The organism is Pantoea endophytica (genome assembly GCF_002858935.1).
GTDB lineage: Bacteria > Pseudomonadota > Gammaproteobacteria > Enterobacterales > Enterobacteriaceae > Pantoea > Pantoea leporis.
Window position 1 is genome coordinate 14,714 of the sequence record NZ_PJRT01000027.1, and the last position, 16,209, is coordinate 30,922.

At 56.4% G+C, this 16,209-nt stretch carries 12 protein-coding genes, 1 tRNA gene and 1 riboswitch; of the genes, 4 read left to right on the plus strand and 9 right to left on the minus strand.

All coding sequences use genetic code 11. From position 1 onward, the window contains the following. Window positions 1–35: 35 nt before the first annotated feature. The 3 genes from PZBJ_RS16245 to chiP are packed head-to-tail and all read right to left on the minus strand — an operon-like array spanning window position 36 to window position 5,326. Window positions 36–1,160: a sugar efflux transporter gene (locus tag PZBJ_RS16245; protein ID WP_101763333.1), complete on the minus strand. Its 1,125-nt coding sequence runs from the start codon at window positions 1,158–1,160 to the stop codon at window positions 36–38. A gap of 53 nt (window positions 1,161–1,213) precedes the next feature. Continuing rightward, window positions 1,214–3,877, minus strand: coding sequence for a beta-N-acetylhexosaminidase (locus PZBJ_RS16250; protein ID WP_101763334.1), 2,664 nt, complete (start codon window positions 3,875–3,877; stop codon window positions 1,214–1,216). Between the two features lie 51 nt (window positions 3,878–3,928). Continuing rightward, on the minus strand, window positions 3,929–5,326 hold the full coding sequence (gene chiP, locus PZBJ_RS16255; protein ID WP_101763335.1) for a chitoporin ChiP: 1,398 nt from the start codon (window positions 5,324–5,326) through the stop codon (window positions 3,929–3,931). Window positions 5,327–5,592: 266 nt separating this feature from the next. Then, window positions 5,593–5,688, plus strand: a riboswitch (TPP riboswitch). Between the two features lie 33 nt (window positions 5,689–5,721). Here chiP and thiM point away from each other — a divergent pair. The 3 genes from thiM (at window position 5,722) to fbaB (ending at window position 8,504) form a co-directional block, all read left to right on the plus strand. Then, window positions 5,722–6,507 (plus strand): hydroxyethylthiazole kinase, encoded by a 786-nt coding sequence (thiM, locus tag PZBJ_RS16260; protein WP_101763336.1) that lies wholly within the window; start codon window positions 5,722–5,724, stop codon window positions 6,505–6,507. Continuing rightward, a complete protein-coding gene (thiD, locus tag PZBJ_RS16265) occupies window positions 6,504–7,304 on the plus strand; it encodes a bifunctional hydroxymethylpyrimidine kinase/phosphomethylpyrimidine kinase (protein ID WP_101763337.1) in 801 nt (266 codons plus the stop codon). Before thiM ends, thiD begins: the two co-directional genes overlap by 4 nt. Window positions 7,305–7,451: 147 nt before the next feature. Next, window positions 7,452–8,504, plus strand: a complete 1,053-nt coding sequence (fbaB, locus tag PZBJ_RS16270) for a class I fructose-bisphosphate aldolase (RefSeq protein ID WP_101763338.1) — start codon at window positions 7,452–7,454, stop codon at window positions 8,502–8,504. Between the two features lie 191 nt (window positions 8,505–8,695). On the opposite strand, the gene PZBJ_RS16280 is transcribed toward fbaB, so the two are convergent. The 5 genes from PZBJ_RS16280 to PZBJ_RS16300 all read right to left on the minus strand — a co-directional run bounded on the left by PZBJ_RS16280 (window position 8,696) and on the right by PZBJ_RS16300 (window position 13,648). After that, the gene (locus tag PZBJ_RS16280; RefSeq protein ID WP_101763339.1) at window positions 8,696–9,382 is read right to left on the minus strand and encodes a GntR family transcriptional regulator; all 687 of its coding nucleotides are present in this window, start codon (window positions 9,380–9,382) and stop codon (window positions 8,696–8,698) included. A gap of 98 nt (window positions 9,383–9,480) precedes the next feature. Beyond that, window positions 9,481–10,941, minus strand: coding sequence for a mannitol dehydrogenase family protein (locus tag PZBJ_RS16285; protein ID WP_101763340.1), 1,461 nt, complete (start codon window positions 10,939–10,941; stop codon window positions 9,481–9,483). Between the two features lie 44 nt (window positions 10,942–10,985). After that, on the minus strand, window positions 10,986–12,269 hold the full coding sequence (locus tag PZBJ_RS16290) for an MFS transporter (RefSeq protein WP_101763341.1): 1,284 nt from the start codon (window positions 12,267–12,269) through the stop codon (window positions 10,986–10,988). 84 nt (window positions 12,270–12,353) lie between these two features. Then, window positions 12,354–13,364, minus strand: a complete 1,011-nt coding sequence (locus PZBJ_RS16295) for a Zn-dependent oxidoreductase (protein ID WP_101763342.1) — start codon at window positions 13,362–13,364, stop codon at window positions 12,354–12,356. A 208-nt stretch (window positions 13,365–13,572) separates the two neighbouring features. Then, window positions 13,573–13,648, minus strand: a tRNA-Asn gene (locus tag PZBJ_RS16300). Between the two features lie 306 nt (window positions 13,649–13,954). Here PZBJ_RS16300 and PZBJ_RS16305 point away from each other — a divergent pair. Beyond that, window positions 13,955–15,076: a Gfo/Idh/MocA family protein gene (locus PZBJ_RS16305; protein WP_101763343.1), complete on the plus strand. Its 1,122-nt coding sequence runs from the start codon at window positions 13,955–13,957 to the stop codon at window positions 15,074–15,076. A 77-nt stretch (window positions 15,077–15,153) separates the two neighbouring features. Here the strand turns inward: PZBJ_RS16305 and yegS are convergent, their stop codons facing one another. Next, entirely contained in the window at window positions 15,154–16,053 is a 900-nt protein-coding gene (gene yegS / locus PZBJ_RS16310; RefSeq protein ID WP_101763344.1) for a lipid kinase YegS, read from the minus strand. Window positions 16,054–16,209 lie beyond the last annotated feature (156 nt).

Below are 16,209 nucleotides of genomic sequence, written 5' to 3' on the forward strand. Positions count from 1 at the left end.
TGTTGCGCGCAGCGGTGCGCGACGAATGAGGGTGTTTAAACATTGTCGACCTTTGTTATCAGTAGTAATGACATCACCAACAGCACACAGGCTGCCGGCCAGATGGCCAGCGGTGAGACGGTGGTGATAATTCCCTGTAAAACGCCAGCCAGCAGCACGCCGATGGACATCGAATTGGTATACAGCGTGGCCGCCATTCCCTGACGATGTTGCAGTAAATCCTGAAACCAGAACATGCCAACGGTAGCGATGATAGCGATGAAAATGGCATTGAAAATTTGCAGTAACATCAGTGGGATAAAACTTTGACTGAAGTAAATTCCCACATAAAACATCATGCCGCACAGCATGGCTGCCTGCATTTGCGTTTTCTTACCCCAGCGTTTGAGCATGCTGGCGCTGAGCAGCATGATCGGTATTTCCAGCGCCGCAGCGAGGCCAAAAAGCACGCCACTCCAGTCGGCAGACAAGGTTGGCTGCTCTGCCAGATGCAAAGGAAACGCAATCAGATAGAGTGCGCTGCAGCTCCATACCAGCAAGGTGGCAAACATCAGGAAGCAAAGGTTTTGCCCCAGCAGCTGCCGGTCCGGTTGCTTTGCAGGAGTAGCGTTTGCCAGCCGCTCGCCAGGCGGCAAGGTGACAGCCAGCAGCGTCACGCTCAGTAACAGCACGAACATGACGGCATACAGCCAGGTGAAGCCGGCCAACTGAACAATCCAGAATGCCAGCGGTGGGCCGAATACCCACGCCAGCGAAAATTGCGCGCGTAAAATGGCGCTGAAAGCATTGTCACTGCGGGTTTGACGTGCCAGCGCGAACAGTTGCGGTATCGCCGCACTGCCGCAAGCATTGAGCAGCGAGCCGAGCGAAATTAACAGCAGATAATCGCGGCAGAAGATAAACAGCAGCGCATTGAGCGCCTGTGCGAATAAGCACAAGAGCAGTAGCGGGCGACGCTGCGTGACACGATCTGAATAGCGGGCAATCAGCAAGCTCATCGCAATACTGCTGAGCGCATTAACGCTGTAGAAGGCGCCGATTTTCCAGGCTGCCACGTTAAGTTCACTGGCTAGAAATAAGCTGAGCGTCGGAATGAACAGGGCGCCGCTTAAACCGGCACCCAGCGCAACAACATAAAAAGAGAAGGTTGAGTGTTTCATCGACATCCTTGTCAGTGTTCGCCCCAGGCACTCCAGCGAGGGGCAGAAAGTTTTTAAAGTGCTTCAGCGCGGCTGAAGCGTTTGCCATCCGGACTCACGCTACGCACCCAGACTTTATCGCTAGCAGTAATTGCCGGTTTAGCATGTGGTTGATAACGCTGCCAGCGCTTACCCTTATCCAGGCTGTACTCCAGCGGCAGACCCGGCAGCACAATGTTCATGGTCAGTATGCCATTCTCGACGCGCGCCCCCGGCACCGGTAAACGGTAGTGAATACCGGCTTTATCCATCTTGCCCAACTCACGCTGGCCTAACAGATTGGCGAAACGCTGCCAGTCCTGATTGCGCTGCTGCTGGTTAACGAAGTGGGTTTCACCGCCTTTAAAGGTGCGGCCTTGCTGATAATCCAGCTCCCACTCCGCGCGATGCCAACCGCGTTCGGCCACCGACAGCAGGCGCGGGAATACCATGTAATCCATCTGCTGATCGGTACGCGTGGTTTCACTCCACAGCTGTACTGAAATGCCGTATGCGCCTGACCACGGCTTATTCGAGGTGGCATCAAAGGTCTTCCCGTCGCGATCCACCGAGGTTTCAGCGTTCTGCGGCAGGTTGTCCGGCGCGAAGCCAAACATCTTGCGCTCATCGCTGAAGCGTGTGCCCCAGTAATAGCCGCGCTCGTTAGGATTCACCTCATACGGGAAGTCCATGTAGACGTAATCCGGATTGGAGATCACCACTTCATAATCTTTCAGCGTCCAGTCGTTGGCGGTGTCAAAGCCGCCCCAATAGAGCGTGTCCCAGAAGTTAACGCGTACGCGCGAAGTGGCGAAGGCGTGCGCGTCAGTGGCATCTTTCAATCCATCCTGCCAGGCCTGCATCACCGGAATGCCGTGCGCTTTCACCATCTTGCTCACTTCCAGCGCGAAGTGACTTGGCAAGTGCTCCAGATCTTCCACCTTGCCGGATTTCACCACCGCCTGGCAGACCTGAGATTTTGCCCAAGGTTTGTCCTCTTTGCTTTGGTCTAAAATGCCCGTTCCCGCTTTCGGGTTCTTAACATCGCTGTAGCCGCTACCGAGGCGAATGTTTTTCGCTTCATCACCGCCAAAGTGCCAGGTGGTCAACGGTTGGCCGGCTTCGCGATGCATCGCCTGCACTTCATCCATCACTTTATCGACAAATCGCTTCGAGGAATCGAGGCAAGGATTGAGATAGCTGGTGCGGTCGTACAGCTGCACGGAACGGGTATTCGAGGTATCCGTGGGATCCACCAATCGATATTCACTGGCCTGCTGCGGTTTACCCGCTTTCATCAGTTGCTGATATCGCGCCTCCATAGAGATCACCGCCGCGCGTGCATGCGCGGGCATATCGATTTCCGGGATCACTTCGATGTTGCGCGCCTGCGCATATTTGACGATCTCGATATAATCGGCGCGGCTGAAATGTCCGGTTCCGTTGTTATTCGTGAGCGGGCCGGAGCCCAATTGCGGCAGAAGACATTGCTGCTCAGTCAGATCGTGACAACGCTTACTGCCGACGTCGGTCAACTCTGGCAGACCGGGGATTTCGATACGCCAGGCTTCGTCATCGGTCAGGTGGAAGTGGAATTTATTCATCTTCCACGCCGCCATTTGATCGAGCATGCGCAGCACCGCTTGCTTGCTGTGGAAATTACGCGCCACATCGAGGAAGGCACCGCGATAGGCAAAGCGCGGTGCGTCTTTCGCTTCAAGCGTGGCGATAATCGGTGTACCTTCAGCCGGCACCAGCGACAGTAACGACATTAAGCCGTAGTAAACGCCAGCTTGATCGTAACCAATGATATCGGTGCCGCGCGGTGTGATGCGCAGTTCATAAGCACCGGAAACCGCCTCTGCGCCGTGGAAATGATTGACGGCGATACGGGTATGAATGTCATAACCCGCTGACTGCGGTTTGAGCCCCATCAAATCGAAACGCTGTTTAACTGCATCGGCCTGGTTGTCCGCCAATACCTCAAGATGCAAGGCAACGCCACGGCTCAGATCGACATCCGCCGCATGAACTTTCACCGAACGCGGCGTTGGGGTGATTTGTCCGCGCAGCGCGCTGGCAGGCAGTTGCGCCACATCGGCATTCTTTGAGAAGCGACTTTGCGGCAGCATTAGCACGTTTTTATCGTCGGCAATGCGCTTCCATTGGCCGCCAAACGGCTTAACAAAGTCGCTGAGGTTTTCGGTATCGGTGCTGGTGATAATTTTTGGCGTGGCATTGGCGGCGGTGACATACCAGCGCGGCATCACGTCGGTGATAAACAGCTGCCAGTATTCATTGACGATAGGGATCTCAATCGACTCACCCGCCGCGATACCTTTGAATTTCTCCGTCGGTTCCAGACGGGTTAAATCGCCGACGATATGGGTCATTTTGAACTGATCGTTATCCACCCGCAGCGTTTCGTGCACGTTGCTCATGTAGATTGCCCAGTTTTTACTGGTGAGCGCCGGACCGTTGTTGGTCAGCGTGATGGTAGCGGTGTTGCAGGATGCCCAATCGGCACCGAGTTTCGCGCAGTTCACGCCGTGATCGGCCGCCTGGTTGTCAGTGACCTGATACTGCACGCCGAACTGACTGATTTGATCGACGACCTGCTGATTACTGCGCGGGGATGAACTGCAGGCGGCAAGGCTCATCACGCTCAGCGCCAGTAAACTGATTTTTAACTTTTTCATGTTGTTATCCTTCTCCACGGAGGTAAGTCTCTGGCTCCTGCCAGATCGGGGTCAAAACAGGGTGAATGGCGCGACGACCATAAATTTGATGTCTTTCTCGTCCTGGAAGATGTTGCCGTAGCCGCCGCTATAGCTGGGAAGATCGCTGTGATTGTCGTAGCGGGTGTAGTGCAGTTTGAATTGGGTGTCTTTGGCGCGGCCTTGCTGGATGGTGTAAACCAGGTCGAGGCTCCACGCTGATTCTTTCAGGCGCTGATTTTGGTCGTAGAGGGGATTGGTGGAAGGCTTCGCGTCCCAACCGTAGGCGTACGATGTACCGACTTGCCAGCCAGGTAATTGCCAGTGTCCCAGATCCACTATCACACCGGCGAAGAGCGCTTTCTCACCGTTGGCGTTCCAGTCTGAGCGAGAATCCCACCACACGTCCATGCGGCCATTCGAGCTGGCGTAAGACGGCGTCATACGTTGCAGGAAGAAGCCCTGATTACCCTCGGCTTTTACCCATGTGCCTTCGAGGCGGAAATCGAACGCGCCGAGCGTGTAGCCGAACGTCAGCGCCTGCAGCCACGCGAGGCCATCGTAAACATCGTTCACCTGGCCAACGCCGCTGTTGTCACGATCCTTCGCGCCATAAAATTGATAACTGGTGCGCAGCGGTGCATCGGCCAGCGGCAGCTGATAAGAGGCTTTGGCAAAATACTGATCCATGTAATTTGCCGCCTGGCCGTAGGCGCCTTCCAGCACCAGCGCGTTTTTAAAATCGTATTTGGCACCAAAGGATTGCAGCCACGGAATCTCCGTCACGCCATCGGCTTTACGGAAGTTGTACATGTCGCGATACCACGGCGCTTTGTATTCGTCAGTCCACATCCAGGAGACGGAAAGGGCGCCGGCGTCGCTAAAATCAAAGGTGGTGCCGGCCTCAACGCCGCGATAGGTGCCGGGCAGGAAGCTCCAGTGCGGTGCCAGCAGCGTCTGTCCGGTGGGCTGCAGATAGCCTGCGCGCAGCCAGTTATCCTGCCATTTTGCCTTGATGGCGGCTTTATAAAGACTTAAGCCGCTCTTATCTCCGCTCCAGTCCTCATCCCAGCGCGTGCGGGCATTACTGAAACCAATTTCATTCGGTGCCGCCGGGCCGCCGTTGCTTAACTCCAGCGCGCCAAACGCTGCCAGATCGAGGCCGATCACCTCGCCGGCGTAACCGGATGAGAAGTCGAGATTGGCATTCGCAGAGGCGTGATGCAGATTGGCATCATACTGACCGTACGAGCCTTTTTGCGGATCCATCTCTTTGCGATCGCGCTGGCGTTGCCAGTAAAACAGATTGCCAGAGAGAGTGGCGTCTTCGACAAAACCCACGGCGTGGGCGGAGGGAACCGGCACAAAAGTGCCGGCAAACAGGGCAGAGACAATGGCCGCAGAGAGCGGCGCGCGTGGAATCCGACGCATAGCAAATCCTCCGTGATGCTTCCATAAACAATTAACAAATCCGTATTGTTTCGTCATGAAACAAGTTGCCGGGGATGCTATTTTTCGCGACGCGAATTATCAATGGGATTTATTACAAAGTATGACGCAGCACGCAAAAAAGCGTCGTTTTAAGGCGTTTTATCAATAAGTTACATGAATGTGTAATTTGTTACTTTGTGAGCCAGATTCCAGGAAAGCGGCGTTTACTTGCTTTACCCCAACTTGTTCCCTATGCTCGCCAACGTAGTTTTGACTCGGGGTGCCCCTTTAATACAGGGCTGAGATACACCCGCCGACCTGATCTGGATAATGCCAGCGTAGGGAAGTCAGATGCCTGACCGCATTCGCCTTCTTGATCGCCGGTTGGGAGCCTTATGAAACAGCCTGACCTTCTTTCCCCCGCGCAACTCGCGCACTCTCTGCAACTGCTGCGTCAGCAAGCGCCGCTGGTGCACTGCATGACCAATGACGTGGTGCAAACCTTTACTGCCAACGTGCTGCTGGCACTGCAAGCTTCGCCCGCGATGGTGATCGATCCTGAAGAAGCGGCGCAGTTTGCCGGTTTTGCCGATGCGTTGTTGATAAACGTAGGTACGCTGACGCGCGACCGTCGTGATGCGATGTGGGCGGCGGTGCAAGCGGCGCAAACCGCAGGCACGCCGTGGACGCTGGATCCGGTGGCGGTCGGCGCACTAACGCTGCGCACCGCATTCGGCCAACAGTTACTGAGCCTGCAACCGGCGGCGATTCGCGGTAACGCTTCAGAAATTCTCGCCTTGGCGCAACAGGCTAGCGGCGGACGCGGTGTCGATAGTCTGCATCAGGCCGATGCCGCGTTAAGCGCTGCCCAGCAGCTGGCGCGTGATTACCACACCGTTGTGGCGGTGACCGGTGAAGTGGATTATGTCACTGACGGCGTGCAGACATTCGCCATCCCCGGCGGCAGCCCGCTGATGACGCGCGTGGTTGGCACCGGCTGCGCGTTGACGGCGGTGGTTGCCGCCTGCACCAGCTTGCCGGGCGATCGCCTGCAGCATGTCGCTGCGGCCTGCCGCGTGATGTCGCTGGCGGGTGAGCAGACAGCGCGCCAGGTCGCTGGGCCAGGCAGCTTTGCCGCAGCTTTCCTCGATACGCTGTGGACGCTGGAGGTCGAAGCATGAAACGCATCAATGCATTGACCATTGCTGGCACCGATCCGAGCGGCGGCGCAGGTATTCAGGCCGACCTCAAAGCTTTCTCCGCGCTGGGCGCGTATGGCACCAGCGTCATCACCGCGCTGGTGGCGCAGAACACCTGCGGCGTGCAGTCGGTGTATCGCATCGAACCTGATTTTGTTGGCGCACAGCTCGATTCGGTGCTGAATGATGTGCGCATTGATGCTGCGAAGATTGGCATGCTGTCAGAAACCGCGATTGTCGAGGTGGTCGCCGAGCGGCTGAAACGGGCCAGCCTGCCGTTTGTGGTGCTGGATACGGTGATGATTGCCAAAAGCGGCGATGCGCTGCTGTCGCCGGATGCGGTGGCGAGCGTGCGCGAATTGCTGCTGCCGCAGGTATCGCTGATCACACCAAACCTGCCGGAAGCCGCCGCGCTGCTGGGACGCTCGATGGCGCAGGATGAGAAAACCATGTTGCAGCAGGGCGATGCGCTGCTCGATCTTGGCTGCGAAGCGGTGCTGATGAAGGGCGGACACCTTAGCGATGCCGAAAGCCCGGACTGGCTGATTACCCGCGACGGACGTCAGCGCTTTACCGCGCCGCGCGTCAATACGCGCCACACGCACGGCACCGGATGCTCGCTTTCAGCCGCGCTGGCGGCGTTGCGTCCGCGCCATGATAGCTGGGCAGCGACGGTCGCTGAAGCCAAGGCGTGGCTGCAACAGGCGTTGCTGCATGCCGATTCGCTGGAGGTCGGCAAAGGCATTGGGCCGGTGCACCATTTCCATCAATGGTGGTAGGGCGTAACGCCAGATTGCCGCTTTTTCACTGCGCATCCGTCTGAAAAATGGAGTCAGCAATTTGCCAGCCTGGCGCTTTCCGGTCCAGGCTGTTGGGGGCGAATCGGCAACGGCCGGTTCCAATCCAGCCATTTATCAGGAGCGAACATGACGGACATCGTACAGTTATTGGGCAAAGAGGCGGATAGCCTTCTTCAACATCGCTGCATGACCATTCCAGCGGATAGCCTCTATTTACCCGGCGCGGATTATGTTGATCGCGTGATGATCGACAACAATCGTTCTCCTGCCGTACTGCGCAACATGCAAACGCTGTACAACACCGGACGTTTAGCCGGCACCGGCTATTTGTCGATCTTGCCGGTCGATCAGGGCGTTGAGCACTCGGCGGGCGCATCCTTTGCGGCCAATCCAGCTTATTTCGATCCGAAAAACATCGTTGAGCTGGCGATCGAAGCCGGCTGTAACTGCGTCGCCTCTACCTACGGCGTGCTGGCTTCGGTTTCTCGTCGTTACGCGCACCGCATTCCGTTTATGGTGAAGCTGAACCACAACGAAACGCTGAGCTATCCGACGCAATACGATCAGACGTTGTACGCCAGCGTGGAACAGGCCTTCAATCTGGGCGCGGTGGCGGTTGGCGCCACCATCTACTTTGGTTCTGAACAATCACGTCGCCAGATTGAAGAGATCTCGGCGGCCTTTGAACGTGCGCACGAGCTGGGCATGGTGACGGTGCTGTGGGCCTATCTGCGTAATGATGCGTTCAAGAAAGAGGGCGTCGATTATCACGCCAGCGCCGATTTAACTGGCCAGGCCAACCATCTGGCGGCGACCATCGGTGCGGATATCGTCAAGCAGAAGATGGCGGAGAATAACGGCGGCTATAACGCGGTGAAGTTTGGTCACACCGATGAGCGCGTCTATAGCAAGTTGACTTCGGAAAACCCGATAGATTTGGTGCGTTACCAGCTGGCGAACTGCTATATGGGACGCGCAGGTTTGATCAACTCCGGCGGCGCTTCTGCGGGCGAAACGGATATCGCGGAGTCAGTGCGTACGGCGGTGATCAATAAGCGTGCCGGCGGCATGGGGCTGATTCTGGGGCGCAAGGCGTTTAAGAAGACGTTGAAAGAGGGCGTGCAGTTGATTAATGCGGTGCAGGATGTGTATTTGTCGAAGGATGTGACGATTGCTTGATTGAGTGGGGTTGTGCTGATTTTCCCCCTCCTCGGTCCTCCTCAATAAGTGCGTGCTGTCCCCCTCCTCGGTCCTCCCCCATTAATGGGGGAGGAAGATGCTGCCATATGTCAGTGTTAAAGCTGCATGTGGCAGCATCTCCTTCCCCCGCTCGCGGGGGAAGGCCGGGATGGGGGACAGCGAGCACTAAATCAAGGCGCCTCAAACCACTCACTATTACGCTCGGCAATCGGCGTAATGGTCAAAATCATCTCCTGCAGATGACGGCGCATTGCGCTTTCAGCTGCGTCAACATCATGCGCTTTCAAGGCGTTATAGATATCTTCATGCTGCTGAATCAAACGCTCCGGCGGTGACACTTCGCTCAGGGTCAGAAAGCGCACGCGGTCCATGGTAGCTTTGATGTTCTCCACCGTTTCCCACGCCAGCAGGCAATTAATCCCTTCAGCAATCAAGCGGTGAAACTCATCATCCAGCCCCAGAAAAGCCTGGCTGTCATGACGTTCAGCGGCGAGACGCTGCAGCTGCAGGTTATGCTCCAGCGCCATCAATCCGGTCGCACCCATCTCCTGCGCGGCGCGGCGAACCACGGCGATCTCTACCGCTTCACGGATAAAGCGACCGTCGGCCACGCGCTGAGCGGAGATTTTGCGCACGAAGGTGCCGCGCTGCGGTAGCACCTGCACCAGTCCGGCTTCCGCCAGCTTGATAAAGGCTTCACGTACCGGCTGACGTGACACGTTAAAACGCGCCGACACTTCCTTCTCCGACAGCAGCGAGCCCGGATGAATAACGCAGGTCACAATATCTTTGCGCAGATAACGATAGATCTGCTGATTTACCGGTTCGCTGGTGGTTATGGTATAGGCAGTCGACATGCAGCAATATCCGTATTACGGCTGGCATCTGCCAGCCCGTTAAGAAAGGTTCAGTCTAATCAGCACGCTGCGTCTGCGCTACACATTTATGCAGGCGCTTAGCCTTGTGTGACGAGGCTTTGAACGGTGGCGCGCGCGCCCTGTTTAACCAGTTGCTGATAGAGTTCAGTCACGCGTGAGACAAAGGCGGGCTGCTGCTGCAGATCGTCACCAAACACGGCGTTGAGGCCGAGCAACGCCTTAACGCGTGGCGCACCGTCCTCACTGTTTGCCACAATGTCCGCCAGCTGATCTTTCAGCGGATCGCGAATCTCAATGGCCTGACCTTGCTCATCCACGCCGCTGACGTAGCGCATCCAGCCCGCCACGCCCAGCAACACGAAATCGCACGAGGTGCCATTGCGCAGATGCCAGCGCGCGCTATCCAGCAGGCGCTGCGGCAGTTTTTGCGTGCCATCGGTGGCGATTTGATAGGTACGATGTTTGATGGCGCGATTCTCGTAACGCGCAATCAGGGAATCAGCGTAGGCTTCGAGATCGACGCCTTGCGTGCGCAGCGTCGGCGCCTGATCCTGCAACATCAACGCGCGCGCCGCCGCACGATAGCTGGCATCCGCCATGCAATCGCTGATGTGTTCATAACCGGCGAGAAAACCGAGATACGCGAGGAACGAGTGGCTGCCGTTGAGCATCCGCAGCTTCATCTCTTCGAACGGCAGCACATCGCTGACCAGCTCCGCACCCGCGTTTTCCCACGCCGGACGTCCGTTAACGAAGTTATCTTCGATGACCCACTGGAAAAACGGTTCGGCTTCAACCGCCACCGGATCGCGGCTGCCCAAACGTTCCGCCAGCGTGTCGAACGCTGCATCGGTCATGGCCGGGACGATGCGATCAACCATGGTCGAAGGGAAAGTAATATGCGCCTGGATATACTCCGCCAGCGCAGGGTTGTGGCGCGCGGCCAACTGGGTGATCACGTTGCGCGTGACATGACCGTTCTCTGGCATATTGTCGCAGGACATCACGCTAAACGGCGGCAAATTGCGTTCGCGGCGGCGGATAATGGCCGCCAGAATCAAGCCGGGCAGCGAACGTGGCTCACCAGGATGAGCGAGGTCGTGCACAATATCGGGATGATCGGGATTGAGCTTGCCGCTCGACGGCATGTAGCAATAACCTTTCTCGGTTACGGTCATCGAGACAATCGCCACGTCCGGCTGGCTCATCGCCTCGATCACCGCCTCAATGCCGTCGCCTTTGCCATGCAGCGCTTGCGTCACCACGCCAATCACCCGCGTGTGTAAACTCTCATCCGCCTTTTCGGTTAGCGTGTAGAGCAGATCCTGCTGACGCAGCGCCTGAATCAGCGTGCCGCTGTTGAGATTCACTTCGCAATAGCCCCAGTCGCTGCCCTGAGCGGCCAGCTTATCGGTCGCCAGCGCCTGATGCGCGCGGTGGAAGGCGCCAAAGCCGATGTGCACCATGCGGGTCTTGAGTTGGCTACGATCGTAAGCGGGGCGTTGGACATCAGCGGGGAGGCGTTCAAGCTCTAACATAGTCATTCCTTTTAGCAAATGGGGCGCTCAGCGCCCCATGAGAATTACACTGAAACCGGTTTATTGGTGGCTTTAGGTTCACGAATCACCAGCAGTACCAGCAGCGCGCCGACGCCAGCCACCGCACCTGCGAGGATAAAGGCGCTGTCAAACTTACCGGAGTGCTGCACGATGAAGCCAGTCACCACCGGGCCGATCACACCGGACAAGCTACCAATCAGATGGATAAAGCCACTGATGCTGCCGACACGGCTTTTGTGCACCACGTCCTGCACAATCGCCCAGTAAATTGCGCCGGTGATGTAGAGGAAGAAGATCGAGATCGACATCATGATCACCGCCGAGTTGACCTCTTTTATCGTACCTGCCAGCGCCACGCAAATCGCCGCGGCGGTAAGTGAAACCACCAGCACAATTTTTCGTGAAAGCAGCAGCTTGCCGGTGATGTTGAAAATCTTATCGGAGATCCAGCCACCCAGCGCCAGGCCCACGAAGCCAACAATCCACGGGATCATGGTGGTGATGCTCATCGCTTTGATATCGAGGCCGTGCGCCTGCACCAGATACGCCGGGAACCAGCTCAGGAAGAAGAACAGAATGTAGTTGTAGCAGAAGAAGGCAAAGGCGGTGACCAGAATGATCGGCTGGCGCAGATAAAAGCCTAAACCATGCGCGGCGCCGCTTGAGTCGATCACGTCGGCCGGTTCTTCGGCTTTCAGTTTTTCTACTAAGGCACGCTCTTCTGCCGAGACGCGCTTACTTTTCGCCGGATTATCTGACGCGAAGAAGAACCACAGCGCCAGCCAGACGAAGCCAATCGCGGCGATCACTACAAATGCCGGACGCCAGCCGAACGACAGCGCCAGATAGCCAACAATCGGACCGGCAACCGCGCCACCCAGCGGTGAACCCGAGCTGAGTAAGCCCATTGCGGTGGCGGCCTGTTTTTTCGGGAACCAGCCGTTGATGGCTTTGTTCGCTGAGGCAGAGATGGGGCCTTCCGCCATGCCAAACAGCACGCGCAGAATCATCATCGACCAGAAGCCAGTCGCCATCGCGGTTAGGCCGCAGAACAGCGACCACATACCAACAGCGGTGCCGAGCACGATGGTCGGGCCAAATTTATCCGTCGCCAGGCCACCGATGAAGTTAAACAGGGCATAACCGAAGAAGAAGCTGCCGAAAATCATGCCGAACTGCTCGGCGTTGATCATCAGGTCTTTTTCCACCAGCGGTACCGTCAGAGAGAGGGCGATACGATCAAGGTAGTTGATCATAAACACCAGGAACAACAGCAGTACGAGGGTCCAGCGCAGGTTCTTAAACATAGAAACTCCGTCATCGTCATTTTTTATAGTAATAATGCCGGCGGGTAAGGGACCGGCATGGGGACACCTGGTGTGCGGGTTAACTTAACCCATTTGTAGGATCACTTTGCAGCAGGTGCGGGGATCTTTTTCGAACAGCGTCATGGCTTGCTCAACGTCTGCTAGCGGGAAATAGTGCGTCACCAGTTTCTCCGGCTGGATCTGGCCTTGCTCAATCCACTCAATCACCTGCGGGAAGCGATTGCTGTTGAGACGCGAGGTGAACAGCGACAGCTCTTTGCTGGTGAGACTTTGCTGCGTGATGCTGCACGGCTCGCCAGAAAAACCCAGCAGGCCGATACGCGCCGCCGGTGAGGCGAGGGCGGCGGCTTCTGCCAGGATCGAAGGGTGACAGGCGGCGTCGATAATCAGCGTTGGTTGCAATCCTTCCAGCTGCGCGGCGAGCGGAATTTCGCTGTTGTTGAACACCTGATCGGCACCGTTTTCCTGCGCCAGCGCCAGCCGTTCTGGCAGACGATCAACCACCAATACCTGTTCAACGCCATACACGCCTTTCAGCACCTGAATGGCGGTAAGGCCCATTGGTCCGGCACCGTAAATCAGCGCCACATCGTTTGGCTGTGGTTTGAGGAAGGCGGTGATATTGGCCGCGATGGTGAAAGGTTCGACCATGCTGGCGAGTTTGTCGGGAACGCTATCCGGCAGGCGGAAGGCGTTTTTTGCTGGCGCCACGGCATATTCGCTAAAGCCACCGTCGCGGTGCACGCCAATCACCTGCAACGTTGTGCAGACGTTCGGGCGACCAATCGAGCAGGGATAGCAGTGACCGCAGCTGACCACCGGATCGACCGCCACACGTTCGCCAATGCGGCTGGCGGCAACGTCATCGCCGACCGCATCAATCAGGCCGAAGAATTCGTGACCAATCACGCGCGGATATTTTGCGAAAGGATTGTGACCGTGCCAGATATGCACGTCGGAACCGCAGATGCTGGCAAATTGCACCTTCACGCGTACTTCACCTGCAGCGGGTTGCGGCAGCGGACGTTCTGCCAATACCAGTTCACCCGGTTGCTCAATCACTACACTTTTCATCATCTACTCCAACGGGAATGCAATGATGAAAAAATACGCGCGCTAATACTACCATACAAGTCGGCGTTAAAGAGTTGTGAAGAGAATCACAGAGGAACAGTTACGTAGGGGCGCCATTCATGGCGACCAGGGAATCACGGCCAGCCTAAATGGCGATGCTGAAATGACAAAAACCCGCTCAGGTTTCCCTGAGCGGGTTTTTTAAATTTGGCTCCTCTGACTGGACTCGAACCAGTGACATACGGATTAACAGTCCGCCGTTCTACCGACTGAACTACAGAGGAATCGTTTGAACGGGGCGCATATTATCGAGCGGCCCTCGCCTTGTCAAAACTCTTTTTCACAATTCGTTCTGACTGCTGAATAAAGCGTCAATTGCGCGCCATGAGCGGACTCAGCGCGGCAAAATCACGACTGATACAACCTCTTTTGTGACGATGATCACCATCTCTATGCAAAATTACATTCTGATTTGTCGATTTTGTCAGATACCTCGCATGCATGATCACAGATATTTCATTTCGCCGTTGTCGGGGCCAAAAGCGAAACATATATTCCAGATCAACTCTTAAGCGAATGCGGGAATAGTCATGAACAAAGTCAGAATTGGAATGATTGGCAGTGGTTACATCGGTCGTTGTCACGCGATTGCTTACGCTCAGGCACCTACGGTTTTTGCCCTGAAAGGTGAGATCGTGCGTGAGATGTTGGCGGAAGTGAACCCAGAGCTGGCAGCAAAACAGGCGGCAACTTTTGGCTTTGCCCGTTCTACTGGCGACTGGCACGAGCTGGTGCGCGATCCGAACATCGATGTGGTTGATATCTGCGCGCCAAACTTCCTGCATAAAGAGATGGCGCTGGAAGCGATTCGCAACGGCAAGCACGTTTACTCCGAGAAACCTTTATCGCTATCAGTGGCCGATGCGGAAGAGATGGTACAAGCGGCGCAGCAGGCCGGCGTTAAAACGCTGGTCGGCTTTAACTACATGAAAAACCCCACCAGCCAACTGGCGCGCGAGATTATCGCGCGTGGTGAAATCGGCGATGTGGTGCACTTCTACGGCACGCACAATGAAGATTATCTGGCACGGCCGGAAACGCCGCTCGATTGGCACTGCCAGAAAGCGTTGGCCGGGTTAGGCGCGCTTGGCGACCTCGCTGCACATATTGTGAATATGGCGCACTATCTGGTCGGTGATATTGAAGAAGTCAGCGGCGATATGATGACGGTGATTAAAGAGCGTCCGGATCCGAAGGATGCTTCACGCCTGCTGCCGGTGGAAAACGAAGATCAGGCCAGCGCCTTGCTGCGCTTTAAAAACGGTGCGCACGGCGTGTTTGAAACCTCGCGAATCGCCTGCGGCAGCAAAATGGGCCTGACCTATGTGGTTACCGGCAGCAAAGGCACGCTGCGTTACACCCAGGAACGTATGGCCGAGCTGGAACTGTACATCCACGATGAACCGGCAGGGCGTCAGGGATTCAAAACCATTTTGACCGGTCCGGCGCATCCGGATTATGCCAATTTCTGCGTTTCAGCCGGGCACGGCATCGGTTTCAACGATCAGAAAACCGTCGAGATTCGCGATTTAATCAATGGCATTGCCGCTGGCGATCGCATGTGGCCAGATTTCGCCGAAGGATTGCAGGTGCAAAAGGTGCTGGAAGCGGTTGCGGTTTCCGCGCTGGAACGCCGCTGGATGAAGGTGTAATCACAGTTAACTGAACAACATCGTAGCGGCGCAATGTATTGCGCGCCGTTGAAAGCGCGCCGCTACGGTAATGTGCGTTAAGCAAGTAACGGGCATTGAGGCGGTAAACGGCAGCTCAGTGCGCCCGCCATCACTTCAATCTCAAACTCACTTCCCGTCAGCGGTTCGCCATCCAGATTAAACGTCATCTCATGGGGTGAACGGATGGTGAGCGACTGCAGCTGCGCCGTGACGATATTCGGATTTTCATCATCACGCGTCAGCGAATGCAGCAACGTTGGCAGCAGCTCTTGCGAGGTGACGATGCTGAGGTTGAGCTGTCCGTCATTGATTAAGGCATCCGGGCAGAGCTTTTGTCCGCCGCCAGCCTGACGTCCATTGCCGATGCCAATCACCAGCGCATCGCCTTGCCAGTTAAAGCCGGGGCCGCTGATTTCGCAGCGATCCGGTTTCAGCGCATCGACGCGCATCAAACCATGAATAAAGTACGACACGCCGCCGAGCGCCGATTTCAGCTTTTCAGGCGTTTCGGTGGTGATGCGTGTACCAAATCCGCCGGTCGCCATATTGATAAAGTAGCGATCGCCGTTCACGCGCGCCAAATCGATAGCCGTGGCTTTTCCCACCAGCGCGAGACGTAAAGCCGGTTCCATCCCTTCGGGAATACCGACGCTGGTGGCGAAATCATTGGCGGTGCCGAGCGGTAAAATGCCCAGCGCCGGACGCTGCTGCTCGGGTAATCCCGCCAGCGCGGTGGCGATCTCATTGATGGTGCCATCACCGCCGCCAGCCACCACGGTTTCTGCCTGCAAAGCGACCGCTTCTTGCACATAACGATCGCCATCACCTTTTTCCCAGGTGACGCGTACCGCCAGATTAAAGCCTTCATCACGCAGCGTATTCACCGCAGCGCGCAAATCTTCATTACCTGCGCCTTTCCCGTTGAGGATCAGCAGCGTCAGCGGTTTGTTTTGCATTATCAGTTCCTTGATGCGAGAGACAGAGCACTGGTTATAGCATAGCTGGGGAGAGAACTTTATCGGCGGGCGACGAAAAAATCGGTGGGCGATCAAAAAAGAAAACCCGCACGGGGGAGCCGGGCGGGTGAATGAGGTGGTTCCTGGTACTACCTG

Coding starts and splice junctions, on each gene's coding strand:
- chiP (WP_101763335.1), bottom strand. CDS start 5,326: ATGCGTCGGATTCCACGCGCGCCGCTCTCTGCGGCCATTGTCTCTGCC.
- PZBJ_RS16295 (WP_101763342.1), bottom strand. CDS start 13,364: ATGAAAAGTGTAGTGATTGAGCAACCGGGTGAACTGGTATTGGCAGAA.
- PZBJ_RS16250 (WP_101763334.1), bottom strand. CDS start 3,877: ATGAAAAAGTTAAAAATCAGTTTACTGGCGCTGAGCGTGATGAGCCTT.
- PZBJ_RS16305 (WP_101763343.1), top strand. CDS start 13,955: ATGAACAAAGTCAGAATTGGAATGATTGGCAGTGGTTACATCGGTCGT.
- PZBJ_RS16280 (WP_101763339.1), bottom strand. CDS start 9,382: ATGTCGACTGCCTATACCATAACCACCAGCGAACCGGTAAATCAGCAG.
- PZBJ_RS16245 (WP_101763333.1), bottom strand. CDS start 1,160: ATGAAACACTCAACCTTCTCTTTTTATGTTGTTGCGCTGGGTGCCGGT.
- thiM (WP_101763336.1), top strand. CDS start 5,722: ATGAAACAGCCTGACCTTCTTTCCCCCGCGCAACTCGCGCACTCTCTG.
- PZBJ_RS16290 (WP_101763341.1), bottom strand. CDS start 12,269: ATGTTTAAGAACCTGCGCTGGACCCTCGTACTGCTGTTGTTCCTGGTG.
- PZBJ_RS16285 (WP_101763340.1), bottom strand. CDS start 10,941: ATGTTAGAGCTTGAACGCCTCCCCGCTGATGTCCAACGCCCCGCTTAC.
- yegS (WP_101763344.1), bottom strand. CDS start 16,053: ATGCAAAACAAACCGCTGACGCTGCTGATCCTCAACGGGAAAGGCGCA.
- thiD (WP_101763337.1), top strand. CDS start 6,504: ATGAAACGCATCAATGCATTGACCATTGCTGGCACCGATCCGAGCGGC.
- fbaB (WP_101763338.1), top strand. CDS start 7,452: ATGACGGACATCGTACAGTTATTGGGCAAAGAGGCGGATAGCCTTCTT.